Raw genomic sequence first — 16,584 nt, forward strand, 5'->3', positions numbered from 1 at the left:
CGAACATGCGACCGACATCCACGCTATCGTCACTCGAGCCGATCCGGACGTTCTTGAGGCGGAGGTATTGCCAATCGGCGTAGGCACTGAACTTATCGGATGGGCGCCAGCCGAGGCCCGCGCGAATGTTCAGCGAGCGCGTATTGTCCGTGAAATCGATGGTGCTGAGGCCCGGCCCAAATGGGGGCGGCGGAAGGTCCAAGAAGCCGGTCGTCTCCCCACGGGCCCAGCCAAGCCCCGCGAACACCCCCAGGAGCCAGTGCCGATGCAACGCCACGAGCACACCGAGGTTGCCTTCAATGCCGAGGGACTCCGTGCTGGTATGGAGGGGAAAATCAGCGAAGAGGCTCGACATACTCACCCGCGACTCGCTGAGACGAACCGACCCCCCGACAGCGATCCACTGCTCGACGCGGTGGCTGTACGTCAAGCGCAGCTCGTTCGATCTCAGGGTGAAATGGTCATCCTGATGACCTTCGACGTCCTGTGAGTCGATACGCGTGTAGGACGCGAGAAAGGTGCCGGCGGAAGGGAGTCGGTAGGTTGCACTCGCGGCACCGGCGGTGATCGAGCTACCGTTGTTGAACGCGACATAGGCCCCGGTGAGGGTCCCGATGAACCGGAACTCGTTGGGGAACTCTCGCAGGAAATCGCCCGCCGCAGGATTCACCGACGACAGGTAGGGGTACGCGGTGGAGGCTGACAACGCGATGACGTCCGTGAAGGTGGACGCGCGGTCCAGCGTCAAGCCTAGCCTCAGGCCGAAGGCCTCGTCGCTGAGGTCGCCGGCGGAGCAAGATTCAGCCGTCGCCAGCGCAACGAATGCCAAACTACCGAGCGCCAGCGCATAGCGTCCACGCCTGAAAGGCTTCCTCCACGCCACTGGCTACTCCCGTGGTCCGATAGGGAAGGGAACGAACGTTCTCGCGTGGCGAGCGAATATGCCAGACGGAGTGATTGTAGTCAATCATCGCTCGCCTCCGGAGACCTCGACTTGGGGCCTCCGCCTTGACGCCGGGCGCCGGCGACCGCTAGTATTCTGAGTCAGCCGCCCGGCCCTGGCGGCGGTAGCTCATGCGCTGCCCACGCTGCCAACAGGAAGCGCCCGCCGACGCGGATTTCTGCCCCCGGTGCGGGGCCCGGGTAGCCGCTTGCCCGGACTGCGGCACGCCCGCCGCTCCCAATGACGCCTTCTGCCGTCGCTGCGGCCGGGCGCTCGGCGCCATGGGGCCCCCGGCCCGCTTTGCTAACCCTCGGGGCTACACGCCGCGTCACCTGGCCGACAAGATTCTCACCTCGCGCAGCGCGCTCGAGGGTGAGCGCAAGACGGTGACCGTTCTCTTCTGCGACCTCGTGGATTCGACGGAGCTCTCCGCACGCATTGGCCCCGACGCGATGCACCAACTGGTGGAACGCTTCTTCGAGCTCGTGCTCCGGGAAGTGCACCGTTACGAGGGCACCGTCAACCAGTTCCTCGGCGACGGCTTCATGGCCCTCTTCGGCGCTCCCATCGCTTACGAGGACCATGCCCGCCGCGGCGTGCTCGCCGCCCTCGGCATCCGCCATGCTCTCGCCGACCCCGCGGCGAATGCCGAGCGGTTCGGGGTGCGCGACCTGCCCATTCGCATTGGACTCAACACCGGCCTGGTGGTGGTGGCCTCCATCGGGGATAACCTACGGATGGACTACACGGCCGTGGGGGACACCACGAACCTGGCCGCACGCATGCAGCAGATCGCCGCGCCGGGAGAAATCCTCATGACGGAGTCCACACACCACCCGGTGGAGCGGCACGTGGCGTGCGATCACGTCGGCCCCCGGACGGTCAAGGGGCGCTCGCAGCCCGTTCGAGTTTACCGGGCGCTGCACGCGCGGACGTTTCCGGAAGGCCTTTCGCGGCGGCCAACCACTGCGCCGATGGTCGGTCGGGATCGCGAGCTCGGCTCACTGCTTCAGAAGCTGGACGCGCTGGACGCGGGGACGGGCGGCATCGTGGGGGTGCTGGGGGAGGCCGGTGTCGGCAAGTCACGGCTGGTGGCCGAGGCGCGCCGGCACGCGATGGAAGGACGAGCCCTGTGGCTGGAGGGACATTCGCTGTCCTTCACCCAGGGCATCAGCTACTGGCCGTTTCTCCAGGTGATCCGAGGCTGGCTTGGCGTCGGTGAGGACGCGGCGGAGGCCGACGTGTGGCGGAGGCTGACCGAGGCGGTCGACGACCTGTTCGGCGCGGAACGCGATGACGTCCTGCCGTACCTTGCCACCTTGCTCGGCGTCCTCGTCCCAGAGACGGCGTCCGAGCGTGTGCGCTTTCTAGACGCCGAGGCGCTAGGCCGCCAGATCGTCTTGAGCGTGCATAGGCTCTTCGAGCGCCTGGCGAGCGAGCGACCACTGGTGCTCGTCCTGGATGATATTCAGTGGCTCGACGGCTCGTCGGCCGAGCTTCTCGAGCACCTGCTGCCCTTGACGGCCCAGGTGCCGTTGCTGGTCTGCTGGAAGGCACGCGTCGATCCAGAAGGCCTCGCGGAGCGGCTGGCCGTGACGGCCCGTGGGCGGTTCGTCGGAGCCTACACCGAGATCCGCCTGACGTCTCTCGCGCCGCGCGACGCGCGGGAGCTGATCGCGCACCTGATGGGGCACGGCGAGCTCGCACCGCATCTGACCGACGACATACTCCGAAAGGCCGACGGCAACCCGTTCTTCGTGGAGGAAGTGATCCACGCGATGATCGACCTCGGGGCCCTGACGCGCGATGAGGCCCTCGGCGGCTGGCGCGCCACCGACCGTGCCGAGCCTATCAGCATCCCCGACACCATCCAAGGGCTCGTCATGGCGAGAGTGGACCGTCTCGATGAGAGCGTAAAGCAGCTCCTGAAGACGGCCTCCGTGATCGGCCGCAGCTTCCTCTACCGTCTCGTGCAGGCCGTGGCGGAGGCACGTGACGCGGTGGACCGACATCTAAGGGAACTGGTGCGGGTGGAGCTGATCCGCGAGGCGGCGAGCTTGCCGGAGCTGACCTACATCTTCAAGCACGCACTCGTCCAGGAGGCCGCCTACGAGAGCATGCTTTTCGAGCAGCGCCGCCGTCTGCACGGGGCCGTGGCGGTCTGCGTCGAGCGGCTCTTCCCCGATCGGCTCGATGAATTTTCGGGCGTCCTCGCCTACCATTACACGCGCGCCGAGCAGTGGGAGAAGGCGCACGAGTTCCTGGTGCGCGCGGGGGACCAGGCGGCGGCAGTCGCCGCTGACGCCGAGGCGCTCGAGCACTACACCGGCGCGTTCCGTGCGTATGAGCGCCGCTTCGGAGATCGATGGGAGCCGCGCCAGCGGGCGGGCTTGGAGCGCAAGATTGGTCAGGCACTTTTCCGGCGCGGGGAGCACGCACGGGCCGCCGAGTACCTGGGATGGGCCCTCGTCAACCTCGGCGAACGCCCCCTCCCCGCGTCACCCCAGGCGGTCGGCTGGGCAATCACCCGGAGCGTCGCCACCCAGGTCCTGCACCGCTTGCTCCCAGAAGTGTGGTGGCGCGCTCCGGCCAGCACGGATGACTCGACAGCGCGTGAGTGCATCCGCATCTACGAGATGCTGGGCTGGATGGACTACTTCCGTGCCGACAAGCGCGTGGCGCTCGATACGCTCCTCTTGCTGAACCTCGCCGAGCGGCATGGGCTGCCGCTCGACGCCGCCCTCGGTGCCGCCGGCATCGGCATCATGTGCGACTTCGCCGGAGTGTCGCGCATCGGGGGCAACTACCACCGTCGAGCTCAACGGATCGCCGCACAGCACGGGCACCCGATCGCCGTGGCCTATGCCCACTTCGGCCGGGGCGTGCACGGCTGGGTCTCCGGACGCTGGGACGAGGGAATCCGCTACTACCGAGCCGCCGCCGAGATGTACCGGAGCGCCGGCGAACTCCGCGGCTGGGGGTTGGCGACCGTCTCGGCCGGCTGGCTCCTCTTCCTGCGCGGTGAACTCGAGGAGAGCCGCGAGCTCACGGAGCAGGTGATCCAGGTCGGTGAGGCGTCGGGCGATCGTCAGACCCTCGCTCTCGGGCTTGCGGATGGCGGCCTCCTGGCGCTCCATCATGACGCAAGCCCCGAGTCGGCCACGCCGCTGCTGGAGCGGGCGATCGAGCTCTTCGAAACGGTACCCGACCTTTCCTCGGTGACGTGGGCGCGCGCCGCGCTGGTCGAGTGTCTCCTGCACATGGGGGATCTCGATCGGGCCCTGCGGGTGGCCGAGGAGAACGCAACCGTGATCGCCAAGCACACGTTGAGCGGGCCCTATATCACGGTTCCACTGAACAGCCTGGCCGCGGCGAGGCTGGCGGCCGTCGACCGCGACGGGAAGAGCGCGGGAGATGCGGTGCTCAAGGCCGCCCGGGCGGCATGTAGACAGGCCCTCGCAGAAGGAAGACGCTTTGCCGACGGGCTGCCCGGAGCGTGCCGGCACTGGGGAACCTACCACTGGTTACGGGGCCGGCCACAACGGGCGAGGCGATGGTGGCGACGAGCCCTGGACGCGGCTCACCGGCTGGGGGCGCGCTACGAGGTAGGCCTCATCCACCTGGAGCGGGGCCGCCGTACTGGTGCCTCGGAGGACGTCGAGCACGCCGAGCGTCTCTTCGCCGAGATCGGGGACCGCCTCGACCAGGCACGAGCCCGGGATGCGCTCGCGCGGCCGATCACGTGAGCTTGGCGCAGGAGTCTTGAGGCGGAAAGCTCTAAATCTCCGTGAGCCGCACCACGTCGGCGCGACCGTCCATGTACTCGCCCATCTTCCGGCCGAGCGCCTTGAAGTAGTCGGTGCCCCGGTGGGCCTCCACCGCCGCCTGGTCGGTGTAGCGCTCCATGAATACGTAGGTCCCCGCCGCCTCGTTCCGGTGCAGCGCGTAGAGCTTGCAGCCCGGCTCGTTCGCGTTGACCTTGGCCACCAGCTCCTTCGCCACCGCCTCGAACTCCTTCTCCATCCCGGCCTTCACCTTGATCGTCGCGACGACGCCGAGCATCACGCTCTCCGTTCCGGGCCGCGCGCGGCCCCTGGGGTGCCGTCGGGGGCACCGTGGTCGATGGACGCCTGCTGGACGTGGTTCCTGAAGCCGACCGGATCGCGCACGCGCCGAAACACCTCGTGCGTGCCGCCGGTGCCGATGACGGTGATGTCCCCGTAGTTGACGAGCCGCCCGGCCAGCCCCTGCTCCACGCCGATCGACTCCACCTTGGCGAGCAGCAGCTCAGTGGTGTAGCGGGCGACGAGCCCGACCTTGAAGATGACGCGGGTCGAGGTCACCGCGAACTCGCTCGTCATCAGCTCCACCCAGTGAATGAGCCCGAACCCGAGGCCCACGAGGACGATGGCGGGCCCGATCAGCCAGAGCCACCGCGGCTCCGGGACCGATCTGTAGAGGGCGATCCCCAGCGCCACTCCGAGGAGCACGAGAAGCGCCGGGCGGAGGAAGAGGATCCAGTGCAGCCGCGTCTTGTAGAGGACGCGCTCGCCCCGCAGGAGGTGGCGCTCGACGTAGCCCATCGGCTCAGAAGAGCACGTAGCCGCCGTCGATCACCAATGTGTCCCCGGTGTGATACGCGGACAGGTCGCTGGCAAGGTACACCGCGATGCCGCCGAAATCGTCGCCGACGCCCCACCGCCGCAAAGGCACCCGGGGCAGTACCTTCTGGGTGAAGGCCTCTCCGTGCAGCGCCTGCTCGGTCATCGGGGTGTCGATCCACCCCGGTACGATCGCGTTGACCCGGATCTTGTGGCGGGCCAGCTCGACGGCGAGCGCGCGCATCAGCGAGATCACCGCGCCCTTGGTGGCCGCGTAGTGCTGGCTGCGCGGCGCCCCCATGATCGCGGAGAGGCTGGAAGTGACGGCGAGCGAGCCGCCCCCGCCCCGCTCGACCATGTGCCGCGCCGCCGCCCGCAGGGTGAAGAACGCGCCGTCGAGGTTCACGCCCATGACCCGGCGCCACTCCGCGGTGGTCATGTTGGCGAAGCCGCCCCCGCCGCCGCCCCGCCCGCTCACCCCGGCGTTGACGAAGCACGCGTCGACACGGCCGAGCGCCTTCACCGTCTCCGCGAACGCCTCGTCCACGGCGGCCTCGTCCGCCACGTCGCAGCGGAGCGCGAGGGTCCGGCCACCGTGCTTGTCGAGGCGCGCCGTCGCCGCCGCGTTCTTTTCCTGGTTGGTGCCCCATACGCACACGCTCGCGCCCGCCTGGGCAAGAGCCTCGGCCATGCCGAGGCCGATGCCGCTGTTGCCGCCGGTGACGAGCGCCACCTTGCCGGTGAGATCGAAGCCGCGATGGCTCATCGCTCTCCTTTCCATCATCATCGCTTCGTCGCGGGCAGCCGGTCGTCGTAGCCGACCAGCTCGACATAGCCAGTGCCGAGCACAGTCCGTGTGCCCTCGAGCCCGTGCGCCTGCACCGCGCCCTCCCAGTATCGTGCCCCCACGTCCAGCTCCTGATCGGCGAGTCGCGGCTCGATCTCCAGCCTGAGCCCGCCGCGGAGATCGGTGAGTCGCCAGCCCGAAGGATAGCCGATCCCGGTGCGCTGGCTCCGCCACGTGCCGCGCGGCTCCACCCGCACATCGCCCGCGGCGAGCGGGCGCGTGCCCCCCCGGGCATCCACGAGCACGCCGGCGCTCCACGGGGCCGCGCGGCCGTCCTTTCGGCGGAGCTGATAGAACATGAGATCGCGCCCGTCGTCGAGGTTCAGGGCGAACCAGTCCCAGCCCGCGAGGTCGGAGCCGAGCGCGCTCGTGCTCCACTCGCGGTCCATCCACGCGAGGCCCTCGACGTCGAGGCGCTCGCCGCGCACCCGGAGGACGCCGCGGACGGGCATGCGGGTGAGCGAGTAGTAGTAGGACGCGTTGCCGGGCTCGGGGCCCTTGCGGGAGAGCCCCTGGTCACCCTGGAGCACCGGCGGCTTGGTGCTGTCGAGCGAGACCTCGAGGCTCACGTCCTCCTCGCCCGCGCGCAGGCGGATGGGCAGGGGCCCGGGCCCCTCCGCGCGCACCTCCCAGTCGCCCACCCAGACCCGGAGGGGCTCCGTGGTCGCGCCCGCGAGGTCCAGGGCGCCGCGGCTGGTGCGCGCCCACGCTCGGAAGCGCTCGCTGCGCGTGTCGGTGAGGGCGAAGTGCGCCATGTAGACCTGGTTGGTCGCCCACGCCGACTCGCGCGGCGGCGCCTTGGGCGCCAGCGCGGTGCGAAAGAACGTGAGCTGAAAGCCGAAATGCCGCCCCGACGCGGTGGCGAGGTTGCCCGTCCAGTACCACCACTCCGTGCGGAACTCGGGATGCGGCCCGTGGTCGTGCGGGAACACGAAGGCGCGCGGCTCCTCCGCGCGCGCGAAGCCCTCGGCGGGCGGCGCGGACAGCGCGGACGCGACGGACAGCCGCGCGCGCACCGGGCCCGCCGGATTCCACCGCGGCCCCTCCGTGACCATCAGCAGCGCGACCACGCCGATCACGAGGAAGAGGACCAGCACCGCGATGCGCGCGGCCGCCCAGCGCATCCATCTCGAGGCGGCCGGCGAGAACGCGTCACGCTCGTCGAATGGGTCACTCATCGTGCAGGGCCTCCGCGGGCGCCGCGCGCGCCATGCGGGCCGCCGGGTACGCGCCGGCGAGCGCCGCCGCCACCACCGCGAGGAGCAGGCCCTGGAGCAGGATGTCCGGGCGCACGTCGATGGGCATGGTCCACCCGAACGAGCGCCGGTTGATCACGAAGACGAGCACGCCGGCCAGCAGCACCCCCACCGGCATGGCGAGGAGCCCCGCGACCAGCCCGATGAGGCCGGTCTGCGCGGTGACGACGCCCCATACCTGGCCGGGGGTGAGGCCGAGCGCGCGCGCGAGCCCCATCTCGCGCACGCGCTCGAGCTCGAGGGCCATGAGCGCCGAGAGCACGCCCACGAATGCGACCAGCACGATCAAGAGGCGCAGGACCCGGGTGACCGCGAAGGTGCGGTCGAAGATCACCAGCGAGGCCTCGCGGAGCGCGCGGTTGGAGCGGATCAGCACCTCGGCGCCGGCGGGCCCCTCGGCGGCGCGTGCGCGCAGCGCCGCGATGAGCGTCGGGACATCCGTGCCGGGCGCGGCGTAGAGCGCCACCGACGACACCCCGCGGTCCGTCCAGTGGCGCTCGTAAGTGGCGCGGCTCATCATGACCACGCCGGCGCTCGACCCGTAGTCGTAGAAGATGCCGGCGATGCGGAACCGCTGCTCGCCGTGGTCGGTGCGCAGCCGCACCGCGTCCTCCACCCCCACGCGATGCCGGTAGGCGAATGGCTCCGACACGATCACCCAGCCGCGCTCGAGGGCGGACCATACTGCCTCGGGCCGGCCTCGCTTGAAGGTGAAGCCGGGCGGCTGTCCCGCCGCCACCCCGATGGCGACGACGTGCACCGGGCCGCGCGGGCTCGCCACCGTGACCCCCCGGGCGGTGCCGGCGGCGGCCACACCCGGCGTCGTCGCCAGGCGCTCGATCAGGGCGGGATCCAGCGTCGAGTCGGGCCGGCTGCCGATGAGGCTCGGCGGCGAGACGTAGACGTCGGCGCGCAGCGTTCCCTCGAGCCAGCGGACCACCGCCTCGCGGAAGCTCGCGATCATGATGCCGACGCCGACGGTGGCGGAGACCGCGATCATGAGGGCGGCGATCGCCACGCCGGTGCGCGACAGCGCGGCGGTGATCCCGCGCGCGGCCATGCGGCCGAGCAGCCCACCCGCGTGGGCGATCGGCACGTCGAGGGCCAGCAGGATCACCGTCACCGCCAGCGGCGTCACCAGCGCCGTCCCCATGAGCAGGGCGAAGAGTCCCGCGAAGCCCCATATCGGCCCGCTCGGCACCAGCAGGAGGAGGAGGCCGAGCGCGCCGAGGGCTACGCCGCCCAGCGCGGCACGCGGGGCGGCCCGGCGGCTCGCCGCCTCCAGCCGGGAGCGCAGCAGCGCCTCGCGCGGCCGGATCCCCGTGGCCTCGCGGGCGGGCGCGAGCGCGGCGATCAGCGTGGTGCCGAGCCCGAGCGCCACGCCCTCCAGCAGCGCCACGGGCGTGAGATGCACGTCGCGAACGGACAGCGCGAAGTAGAGATCGTTGATGGTCCGGGTGACGAGATGGAGCAGGCCCTGGGCGAGGCCGAGCCCGAGGCCGATGCCGAGGAGCGTTCCCACCGCCCCGATCATGAGCGCTTCGAGGGCGACCAGGGCGAAGACCTCCTCGCGCGTCACGCCGAGCGCGCGCAAGGTGCCCAGCAGCGTCCGGCGCTGCACCACCGAGAAGGTCATCGTGTTGTAGATGAGGAACATCCCAACCACGAGGGCGAGCAGGGAGAGGGCGCGGAGATTCAGGGTGAAGGCCGCCGTCATCGACGCGGTCGCCCCGGCCTGCGCACCCGCGGGGACCAGCTCGACCCCCGGCGGCAGCGCCTTGCGAACGCGCTCGAGCAGCGCGCGATCGACGGGGCGGTAGCCGATCATGAGGTCGATACGCGACAGGCGGCCGCGGAGGCCCGCGACTTCCTGGGCGGTGGCGATGTCGGTGACGAGCACGCTCTCGAGCGCCTGCGTCGAGAGCGCATCGGCGGGCTCGAACGTGCCCACGAGGACGAGCGGGCGCCGCACACCCAGCACGCGCACGACCAGCGTGGCGCCGGGGGAAAGCCCCAGCTCTCGGGCGGCCGGGCCCGACATGAGCATGGCCCCGGGACGGGTCAGCAGCGCGGACACCGTACCGAGCGGATCGTCTCCCGCGAGATGCGGGCGGAAGGGCGTCTCCGCGAAGGGATCCACGCCCATCAGCTGCATCACCCGTCCGGGATGGTCGGGGAGCGCCACGTCCGCCGCCACCACCGGCGCCGCGCGCGGCACGGCGAGGTCGAGGCGAATCGTGCGATAGATCTCCTCGGGCAGCCCGCCGGGCCCGCCCACGATCTGATGGGTCGCGCGCCCGGTCACCGCCTCGGTGGCCAGCTCGAACGCGCGCCGCGCGCTCTCGGTGGCAAGCCCGACGGCGAGCGCCACCGCGACGCCGAGCGCGATGCCGACCACGGACAGCCCGATCTGCCAGGGGTGGCGCACCAGGTGGCGCCGGCTCGCCCGCCAGAGCAGCGGGCTCATCGACCGATCCCCTCGCGCTGCTCCGCGAGCTGGCCGTGCTGGACGAGGAACACCCGGTCGGCGCTGCCCACGACCTCGGCGCTGTGGGTGGCCATGACCACGGTCTTCCCCAGCTCGCGCACGAGCTGATCGAGCAGCTCCACCACCACCTTGGCGGTCTCGGCGTCGAGATTGCCGGTGGGCTCGTCGGCGAGGACCAGCGCGGGGTCGTGCACGAGGGCGCGGGCGACCGCGACGCGCTGCTGCTCGCCGCCGGAGAGGCGGTCCGGATAGGCGCGCGCGCGGTCGGCGAGGCCCACGCGGTCCAGGAGCTCGGCGGCGCGGGCGCGTCCGCGCGCGTCGGCGCGGCCCAGGAGGTCCAGGGGCAGGAGGAGATTCTCCTCCACGGTGAGGAGGGGGATGAGATTGAAGAACTGGAAGACGAAGCCGATGTGCTCGCGCCGGAACAGCGTGCGCGCCCGCTCGTCGAGCGTGGTGAGATCGGTGCCGTTGACGAGCACGCTGCCCGTGCTGGGCCGATCGATTCCGCTGATGAGGTTCAGCAGCGTGGACTTGCCCGACCCGCTGCGCCCCACGAACACCGCGATCTCGCCGAGCCACAGCGTGGCGTTGACGTCGCGCAGCACCGTGCGCTCGCTGTCGCCTTCGCGGTAGTGCTTGGTGAGGCCGCGAAGCTCGACCGCGGGGAGGAGCATGGGGCCGTCATTGTAGCAGCGTGGCGGGCCGCGCCGGAAGCTCGCACCTTTGGATCCTCGCCATGCGGTGGGGCCCGCGGCGAGCGAGGGGCCGCGCATCCCCTCGGATCTTAGGAGGTCAGGAGGCGGCGGAGATCATGCGAGCGCTCGGCGACACGACGACGCCGTCGCCGCGCGAGAGGGCGCCCGCCAGGATCTCGCCCAGCGCGCTCGTGTAGCGGGCCCGACGCGGCATGCCCTCGAGGAAGGCGCGCAGCGCGGTGGACCGCATCACGGGATGCCAAGGCCGGTCGAGGGTGACGCGGCAGGAGGGATGCGTGAGCACCACCGCGGTCTCCACCCAGCGCAGCAGCGAGCCGGCGAGCTCGGGATGGGCGCGCACGAGGAAGTTCTTCACCGACGCGGCGGCGTCGGACAGCTCCCGGGACAGGCCGACGCGCGGGAGGCCGTTGACGGTCCACCGGTCGCGCTCGACGCGGATCCGCCCCGACCAGCGCCTCGCTGCGATCACCATCACGCCGCACGGCCCGATGAGGACGTGGTCCACCGGACCGCGGTGTCCGGGCACGGCGACGTCGTCCACGAGGAAGTACTCGTCCGGCAGCCCACGGAGCTGGGCGGCCACGCCGGTCGCGCCGTCGCGCGCCGCGCGGACGCTGCGCAACCGGCCGAGCGCCGGCCCGGCCATCGTGCCGACGCCGAGCCCGGTCAGGAGCCCCACGTACGGATTCACGGCGAGCCCGGCGGCCACGCTAGCCAGCAGTCCGCCGGCCGCGAACCCCACTGCCTCGAGCCGCTGATGGCGCTGTCGCCGCGCCAGATGTACCCCGCTCGCCCGCTTGATGTGCACGCTACGTCCTCCTGCTTCGTCCCCTTCTGGATTGCACGGGCCGGGCCAGCAGGATGCGGAGGGCGCATTTGTTGCGGCGTCTCCCGATGTCGTTGTCGCGCAGGCAGTTAGCGGGCGGGGGGGCCCGGGAGCGCCTCGTGCCCCCCTTCGACGGGGGACCAATCCCGTCAGCGCGCCGTGCCGAAATTCGCACGGCGCGATCAACACTTACTCAAAGGTGGGCGATAGCCTCGATCTCGACGAGCGCGCCGGCCGGGATCGCGGCCACCTGTACCGTCGAGCGGGCGGCCGGCGTGTTGCCCGCGTGCTTCTTGTACACCTCGTTCATCGCCGGGAAATCGGCAAGGTCCTTCAGGAACACCGTGGTCTTCACCAAGCGATCGAGCCCGCTGCCCGCCGCCTCGAGGATGGCGCGGAGATTCGCGAACACCTGCTCGGTCTGCTCCGCGATCCCCGGGCCCACGAGCTGGCTGGCGCCCGGCTTGAGCGGGATCTGCCCCGAGACGAACACGAGATCGCCCACGCGGATGGCTTGCGAGTACGGCGCGCCCGCGAAGGGCGCAGGCGCGTGCTCGGTGCGGACGGTGGTCTTCGCAAGCATCGCTACGAGCCCATCGCCGCGCGCATGATCTCGAGCCCGGTGCGCAGTCCCACCGCGAGGCCGGCCTCGTTCATCTCGAACTCGGGCGCGTGGTGCGGGCGGGGCTTGCCGTGGGTGGGCGCGATGCCGACCCGGAAGTAGCATCCCGGGCGCTCCCGTAGGAAGAGGCTCATGTCGTCCGAGGCCATCACCCGCCCGCCCTCGACCACCGCGGCCTCGTCGACCGCGGCGGCGGCGCAGCGATGCACGAAGTCGGTCTCCTTCGCGTGATTCACCACGGCGGGGCACGAGCCCCCGTCCATGAGGAGCCGCGCCTCCGCGCGGAACGCCCGCGCCTGATGGGTCACGAAGTCACCCAGGCGCTGGATCAGCATGTCGCGAATCGACTGCTCGAACGCCCGGATGGTGCCCTTCATCACCGCGCGGTCGGGGATGATGTTGCCCTTGGTACCGGAGACGATCTGGCCCACGGTGAGCACCGCGGTGTCCTGCGCCGGGACTTCGCGCGCGACCAGGCTCTGCATGCCGAGCAGGATGCTCGCGGCGGCGGTGATGGGATCCACGGAGAGGTGCGGCATCGCCCCGTGGCCGCCCGCCCCCTTCACCTCCACCGTGAAGGCGTCGGCGGAGGCCATGATGGGGCCGGGCCGCACCTGCACCACGCCCGCGGGCTGAAGCGTCGTGAGGTGGAGGCCGTAGACCTCGTCCACGCGCGGGTTCTCGAGCACGCCGGCCTGGATCATCGGCCGCGCGCCGCCCAGCACCTCCTCCGCGGGCTGGAAAATGAACACCGCGGTGCCCGGCATCTCGCGGCGCCGCGCGGCGAGGATCTCCGCCATCGTGATGGCGATCGCGGTGTGGCCGTCGTGCCCGCACGCGTGCATGACACCCGGGGTGCCGGAGGCGAACGGCGCCTCCAGCAGCTCGGTGAGCGGCAGCGCGTCCGTGTCGGCACGCCACGCTACCGTGCGGCCGGGCGCGTCTCCGCGCAGCACGCCCACCACCCCGGTGCCGGCGATGCCGGTGCGCACCTCGAGCCCGGCGGCGTGCAGCCGCTCGGCGATGATGCCGGCGGTGCGCTGCTCCTGGAACGACAGCTCCGGGTGGCGGTGGAAATCCCGCCGCAGCGCGATCATGCCATCTTCCTTCCGCCCCGCTTCCTCGGACCACGCGAGCCGTGTCGTCGTCATGCCGGCCACCGTACCTTACTCCGAATCGGAGCGCCACCAGACCGTGATGACGGCCAGCCCCGCAAGCCCGCACATGCCCGCGGCGAGATAGGCGATCGACACGCCCCGGCGCTCGGAGATCCAGCCGACGAGGAAGGAGCCGATGGGGAAGGAGCCGCCGAAGATCAGCGTGTAGAGGCTCATGACCCGCCCGCGCAGCTTGTCGGGGGCGGCGAGCTGGAGCGCGGTGTTGCAGGAGGCCACCAGCATGATGCTGGAGACGCCGATCACGAACAGCATGGGCATGGCGACGGCGAAGCGCGTCACCGTGCTCATGACGACCAAACCGCCGCAAGCGACGAAGCCGGAGGCGAGGACGGTGGGCAGTGCGAGCTGAGTCTGGCGGAGATTGCCGAGGGCGAGCGCGCCCGTGACCGCGCCCACGCCCACCGCCGCCATGAGGAAGCCGAAGCCGGCCGCGTCCACGTGGAGCACCGTGCGGGCGAGGAGGGGCACGTACACGGAGAAGTTGAACACGGTGATGCTGACCACGAAGAGGAGGAGCAGGAGCAGGCGGATGTAGCGGACCTCAAACGCATAGCGGAGGCCCTCGCCCACGTCGGCGAGCATGGTGGTGCCGTGCGTCTCCCGCGGCCGGCCCTCCGTGCGCATGCGGATCAGCGCGGCGATCACCAGGGTGAACGACAGCGCGTTCAGCAGGAACGCGATGGAGACCCCGAAGCGCGCGATGAGGAGCCCCGCCGCCACCGGCCCGACGATGCGCGCGGTGTTGAAGGCGGCGGAGTTCAGCGCCACCGCGTTGACGATGTCGTCCTTGCTCACCAGCTCGGCCACGAAGGACTGCCGCGTGGGCATGTCCAGCGTGTTGACGCAGCCGAGGATGGTGGCGAGCACGCACACGTGCCAGTACTCCACGTGGCCGAAGCGCACGAGCAGGCCCAGGGTGAGCGCGAGCGAGGCGATGCCGATCTGGGTGGCGAGGAGCACGCGGCGCTTGGGTAGCCGGTCGGCGAGGGCGCCGGTGAACACGGAGAAGAGCAGCACCGGCGCAAACTGTAGCGTGCCGATCAGGCCGAGCTTGAGCGGCGAGCCGGTGAGCTGGAGGACCAGCCAGGCCTGTCCCACCGACTGCATCCACGAACCCACCTGCGAGACGACCTGGCCGATGTAGAAGCGCCGGTAGTCCGGGTGATTGAGGGCGCGGAGCCCCTGCGGGAATCGCACTACGACGCGGCCCGCCCCGCTACGCGAGCGCGATGCACGCGAACGCGACTTTGGCGGTGGTGGGCACGCCGAAGCGCGCGGTGTGGCGGGCAGGAAGGCCGCGGGGAAAGTGCTTCACGTACTCCGCGTTGATCGCGTGGTAGTCGGCGGGATCGGTGATGAGCAGCGTCACCTGCACCACGCGCTCCAGCGAGGTGCCCGCCGCGCGCAGGATCGCCGAGACGTTCTCCAGCGCCCAGCGCGTCTCCTGCGCGGCGGTGCCCGCGCGCGGCGTGCCGCCGATGTCGTTGCCCGCCCCGGTGCCCGAGACGAAGACGAGGCCCGCCGCGCGCGTGGCGCGAGAAAAGGCGCCCGGCGCCGGTGCTTCGGGCGGATTGAAGAACTCGATCACGCTCATACCGAATGACCCACGGGCGTCCTCCTTGACGAACGGGCGGCGGTGACCGATGATGCTGGCTGCGTCCCAACCCTAACATGCCATCGACATCCGGAGACCTGCTCGCGAGCGTGCGCGAGCGCGCCCAGTCGAATCTCTTCTGGCGCACCCTCGGCGTCCAGGTCGAGGACGCGCGTGAGGGCTGGGTGCGGCTGCGCGTCCCCGCGCGCGACGAGCTCCGTAACGCCGCCGGCGCCCCCGTGCACGGGGGCGTGCTCTCCGCCCTCGTCGACATGGCGGTGGGCGGCGCGCTGTCCACGATGCACGCCGACGCGGCGGGCGGCGTGGGCCAGAGCACGCTCGACCTCAACGTGTCCTTCCTGTCCGCCGCGCGCGGCGACGTCGTCGCCGAGGGCCGCATCCTCCGCCGCGGGCGCAGCATCGCCTTCGGTGAGGCCGCCGTCACCGACGCCGCCGGGACCACCGTGGCGGTGGGCCGCGCGACGTACATGATCCTCGCCCCGAACCCGTAGGCTCGAATCCCGAAAGGAGCGCCCCGTGGCCACCAAGATCGTCTTCTCCCCGCCGATGCCGAAGGACATCATGGACGCGTGCCGCGCCATGGTCCCGCAAGGGTACGAGCTGGCCGTGGTGGATCGCGCGGTAGGCGGGGGGCTCGAGGCCCACAAGGACGCCGAGTACTTCATCGGATTCGCCCGCGGGGACATGGGGCCGGACTTCTACAAGACCTTGCCCAGGCTCAAGCTCATCCAGCTCATCAGCGCGGGCTACGACCGCCTCGACATCGCCGCCGCCAAGGCGGCGGGCGTCCCCGTCGCCAACAACGGCGGCGCCAACTCCACCGCGGTGGCCGAGCACACGTGGCTCCTCATCCTCGGCGTGCTCAAGCGCCTGGCCTGGCAGCACGCGAACGTGGTGGCGGGGAAGTGGCGCATCGGCGATCTCGCCGAGAACCGGCTCTACGAGGTGGAGGGAAAGACCCTCGGCATCGTGGGCCTCGGGACTATCGGGAAGAAGGTCGCGCGCCGAGCGCACGGCTTCGACATGCCGGTGATCTACTACGACGTGGTGCGTCTCACCGAGGACCAGGAGAACGCGCTCGGCGTGCGCTTCGTGCTCCTCGACGAGCTGCTGCGCGAGGCCGACGTGGTGAGCCTGCACGTGCCGCTGAACGCCGCCACGAAGAACCTCATGAGCACGCGCCAGTTCAACTTGATGAAGCCCTCCGCGGTGCTGATCAACACCTGCCGCGGGCCGGTGGTGGACGAGGCGGCGCTGAACCAGGCGCTGGTGAGCGGGCAGATCGCGGGCGCCGGTCTCGACGTGATGGTCGAGGAGCCGGGCAAGCCGGGCCATCCCCTCTACACCGCCCCCAACATCACGATCACCCCGCACATGGCGGGCCCGACGTGGGAGAACTGGCCGAAGGCCTTCCGCAACGCGTTCGACAACATTCAGCGTGTGGCCCGCGGGGACCGCGCGATGTGGATCATTCCCGAGCTGCGCTAGCCGG

General features: G+C 70.8%; 15 protein-coding genes. 3 read left to right on the plus strand and 12 right to left on the minus strand.

Features of this window, described 5'->3' with window-relative positions; translation table 11 throughout:
* Positions 1-883, minus strand: an 883-nt coding sequence (locus VFX14_02405; protein ID HEU5188520.1) for an outer membrane beta-barrel protein, incomplete at its 3' end; no start/stop codon positions are given.
* A gap of 341 nt (positions 884-1,224) precedes the next feature.
* On the opposite strand from VFX14_02405, the gene VFX14_02410 reads away from it, so the two are divergent.
* Positions 1,225-4,689 carry an adenylate/guanylate cyclase domain-containing protein gene (locus VFX14_02410; protein ID HEU5188521.1) on the plus strand — a complete coding sequence of 1,155 codons (3,465 nt, stop codon included), beginning with the start codon at positions 1,225-1,227 and terminating at the stop codon, positions 4,687-4,689.
* Positions 4,690-4,720: 31 nt separating this feature from the next.
* On the opposite strand, the gene VFX14_02415 is transcribed toward VFX14_02410, so the two are convergent.
* From VFX14_02415 to VFX14_02465, 11 genes are all read right to left on the minus strand, one after another.
* Entirely contained in the window at positions 4,721-5,005 is a 285-nt protein-coding gene (locus tag VFX14_02415) for a putative quinol monooxygenase (GenBank protein ID HEU5188522.1), read from the minus strand.
* On the minus strand, positions 5,005-5,526 hold the full coding sequence (locus VFX14_02420; protein ID HEU5188523.1) for a PH domain-containing protein: 522 nt from the start codon (positions 5,524-5,526) through the stop codon (positions 5,005-5,007). The genes VFX14_02415 and VFX14_02420 overlap by 1 nt, the downstream gene beginning before the upstream one ends.
* Positions 5,527-5,530: 4 nt before the next feature.
* Positions 5,531-6,310: an SDR family NAD(P)-dependent oxidoreductase gene (locus VFX14_02425; GenBank protein ID HEU5188524.1), complete on the minus strand. Its 780-nt coding sequence runs from the start codon at positions 6,308-6,310 to the stop codon at positions 5,531-5,533.
* Between the two features lie 17 nt (positions 6,311-6,327).
* On the minus strand, positions 6,328-7,569 hold the full coding sequence (locus VFX14_02430; GenBank protein HEU5188525.1) for a lipocalin-like domain-containing protein: 1,242 nt from the start codon (positions 7,567-7,569) through the stop codon (positions 6,328-6,330).
* A complete protein-coding gene (locus VFX14_02435) occupies positions 7,562-10,114 on the minus strand; it encodes an ABC transporter permease (protein ID HEU5188526.1) in 2,553 nt (850 codons plus the stop codon). Before VFX14_02435 ends, VFX14_02430 begins: the two co-directional genes overlap by 8 nt.
* On the minus strand, positions 10,111-10,809 hold the full coding sequence (locus VFX14_02440) for an ABC transporter ATP-binding protein (GenBank protein HEU5188527.1): 699 nt from the start codon (positions 10,807-10,809) through the stop codon (positions 10,111-10,113). The genes VFX14_02435 and VFX14_02440 overlap by 4 nt, the downstream gene beginning before the upstream one ends.
* A gap of 118 nt (positions 10,810-10,927) precedes the next feature.
* Positions 10,928-11,659 carry a nuclease-related domain-containing protein gene (locus VFX14_02445; GenBank protein ID HEU5188528.1) on the minus strand — a complete coding sequence of 244 codons (732 nt, stop codon included), beginning with the start codon at positions 11,657-11,659 and terminating at the stop codon, positions 10,928-10,930.
* Between the two features lie 211 nt (positions 11,660-11,870).
* Entirely contained in the window at positions 11,871-12,260 is a 390-nt protein-coding gene (locus VFX14_02450) for a Rid family detoxifying hydrolase (protein HEU5188529.1), read from the minus strand.
* A 2-nt stretch (positions 12,261-12,262) separates the two neighbouring features.
* Positions 12,263-13,450 carry a M20 family metallopeptidase gene (locus VFX14_02455; protein ID HEU5188530.1) on the minus strand — a complete coding sequence of 396 codons (1,188 nt, stop codon included), beginning with the start codon at positions 13,448-13,450 and terminating at the stop codon, positions 12,263-12,265.
* 15 nt (positions 13,451-13,465) lie between these two features.
* Positions 13,466-14,674, minus strand: coding sequence for an MFS transporter (locus tag VFX14_02460; protein HEU5188531.1), 1,209 nt, complete (start codon positions 14,672-14,674; stop codon positions 13,466-13,468).
* A gap of 19 nt (positions 14,675-14,693) precedes the next feature.
* A complete protein-coding gene (locus VFX14_02465; GenBank protein HEU5188532.1) occupies positions 14,694-15,071 on the minus strand; it encodes a RidA family protein in 378 nt (125 codons plus the stop codon).
* Between the two features lie 77 nt (positions 15,072-15,148).
* On the opposite strand from VFX14_02465, the gene VFX14_02470 reads away from it, so the two are divergent.
* Both VFX14_02470 and VFX14_02475 read left to right on the plus strand, forming a co-directional pair.
* Positions 15,149-15,583 carry a PaaI family thioesterase gene (locus VFX14_02470; GenBank protein HEU5188533.1) on the plus strand — a complete coding sequence of 145 codons (435 nt, stop codon included), beginning with the start codon at positions 15,149-15,151 and terminating at the stop codon, positions 15,581-15,583.
* A 25-nt stretch (positions 15,584-15,608) separates the two neighbouring features.
* Entirely contained in the window at positions 15,609-16,580 is a 972-nt protein-coding gene (locus VFX14_02475; protein HEU5188534.1) for a 2-hydroxyacid dehydrogenase, read from the plus strand.
* Positions 16,581-16,584: the final 4 nt, after the last annotated feature.

The organism is Candidatus Methylomirabilota bacterium (assembly GCA_035764725.1).
Lineage (GTDB): Bacteria > Methylomirabilota > Methylomirabilia > Rokubacteriales > CSP1-6 > DASRWT01.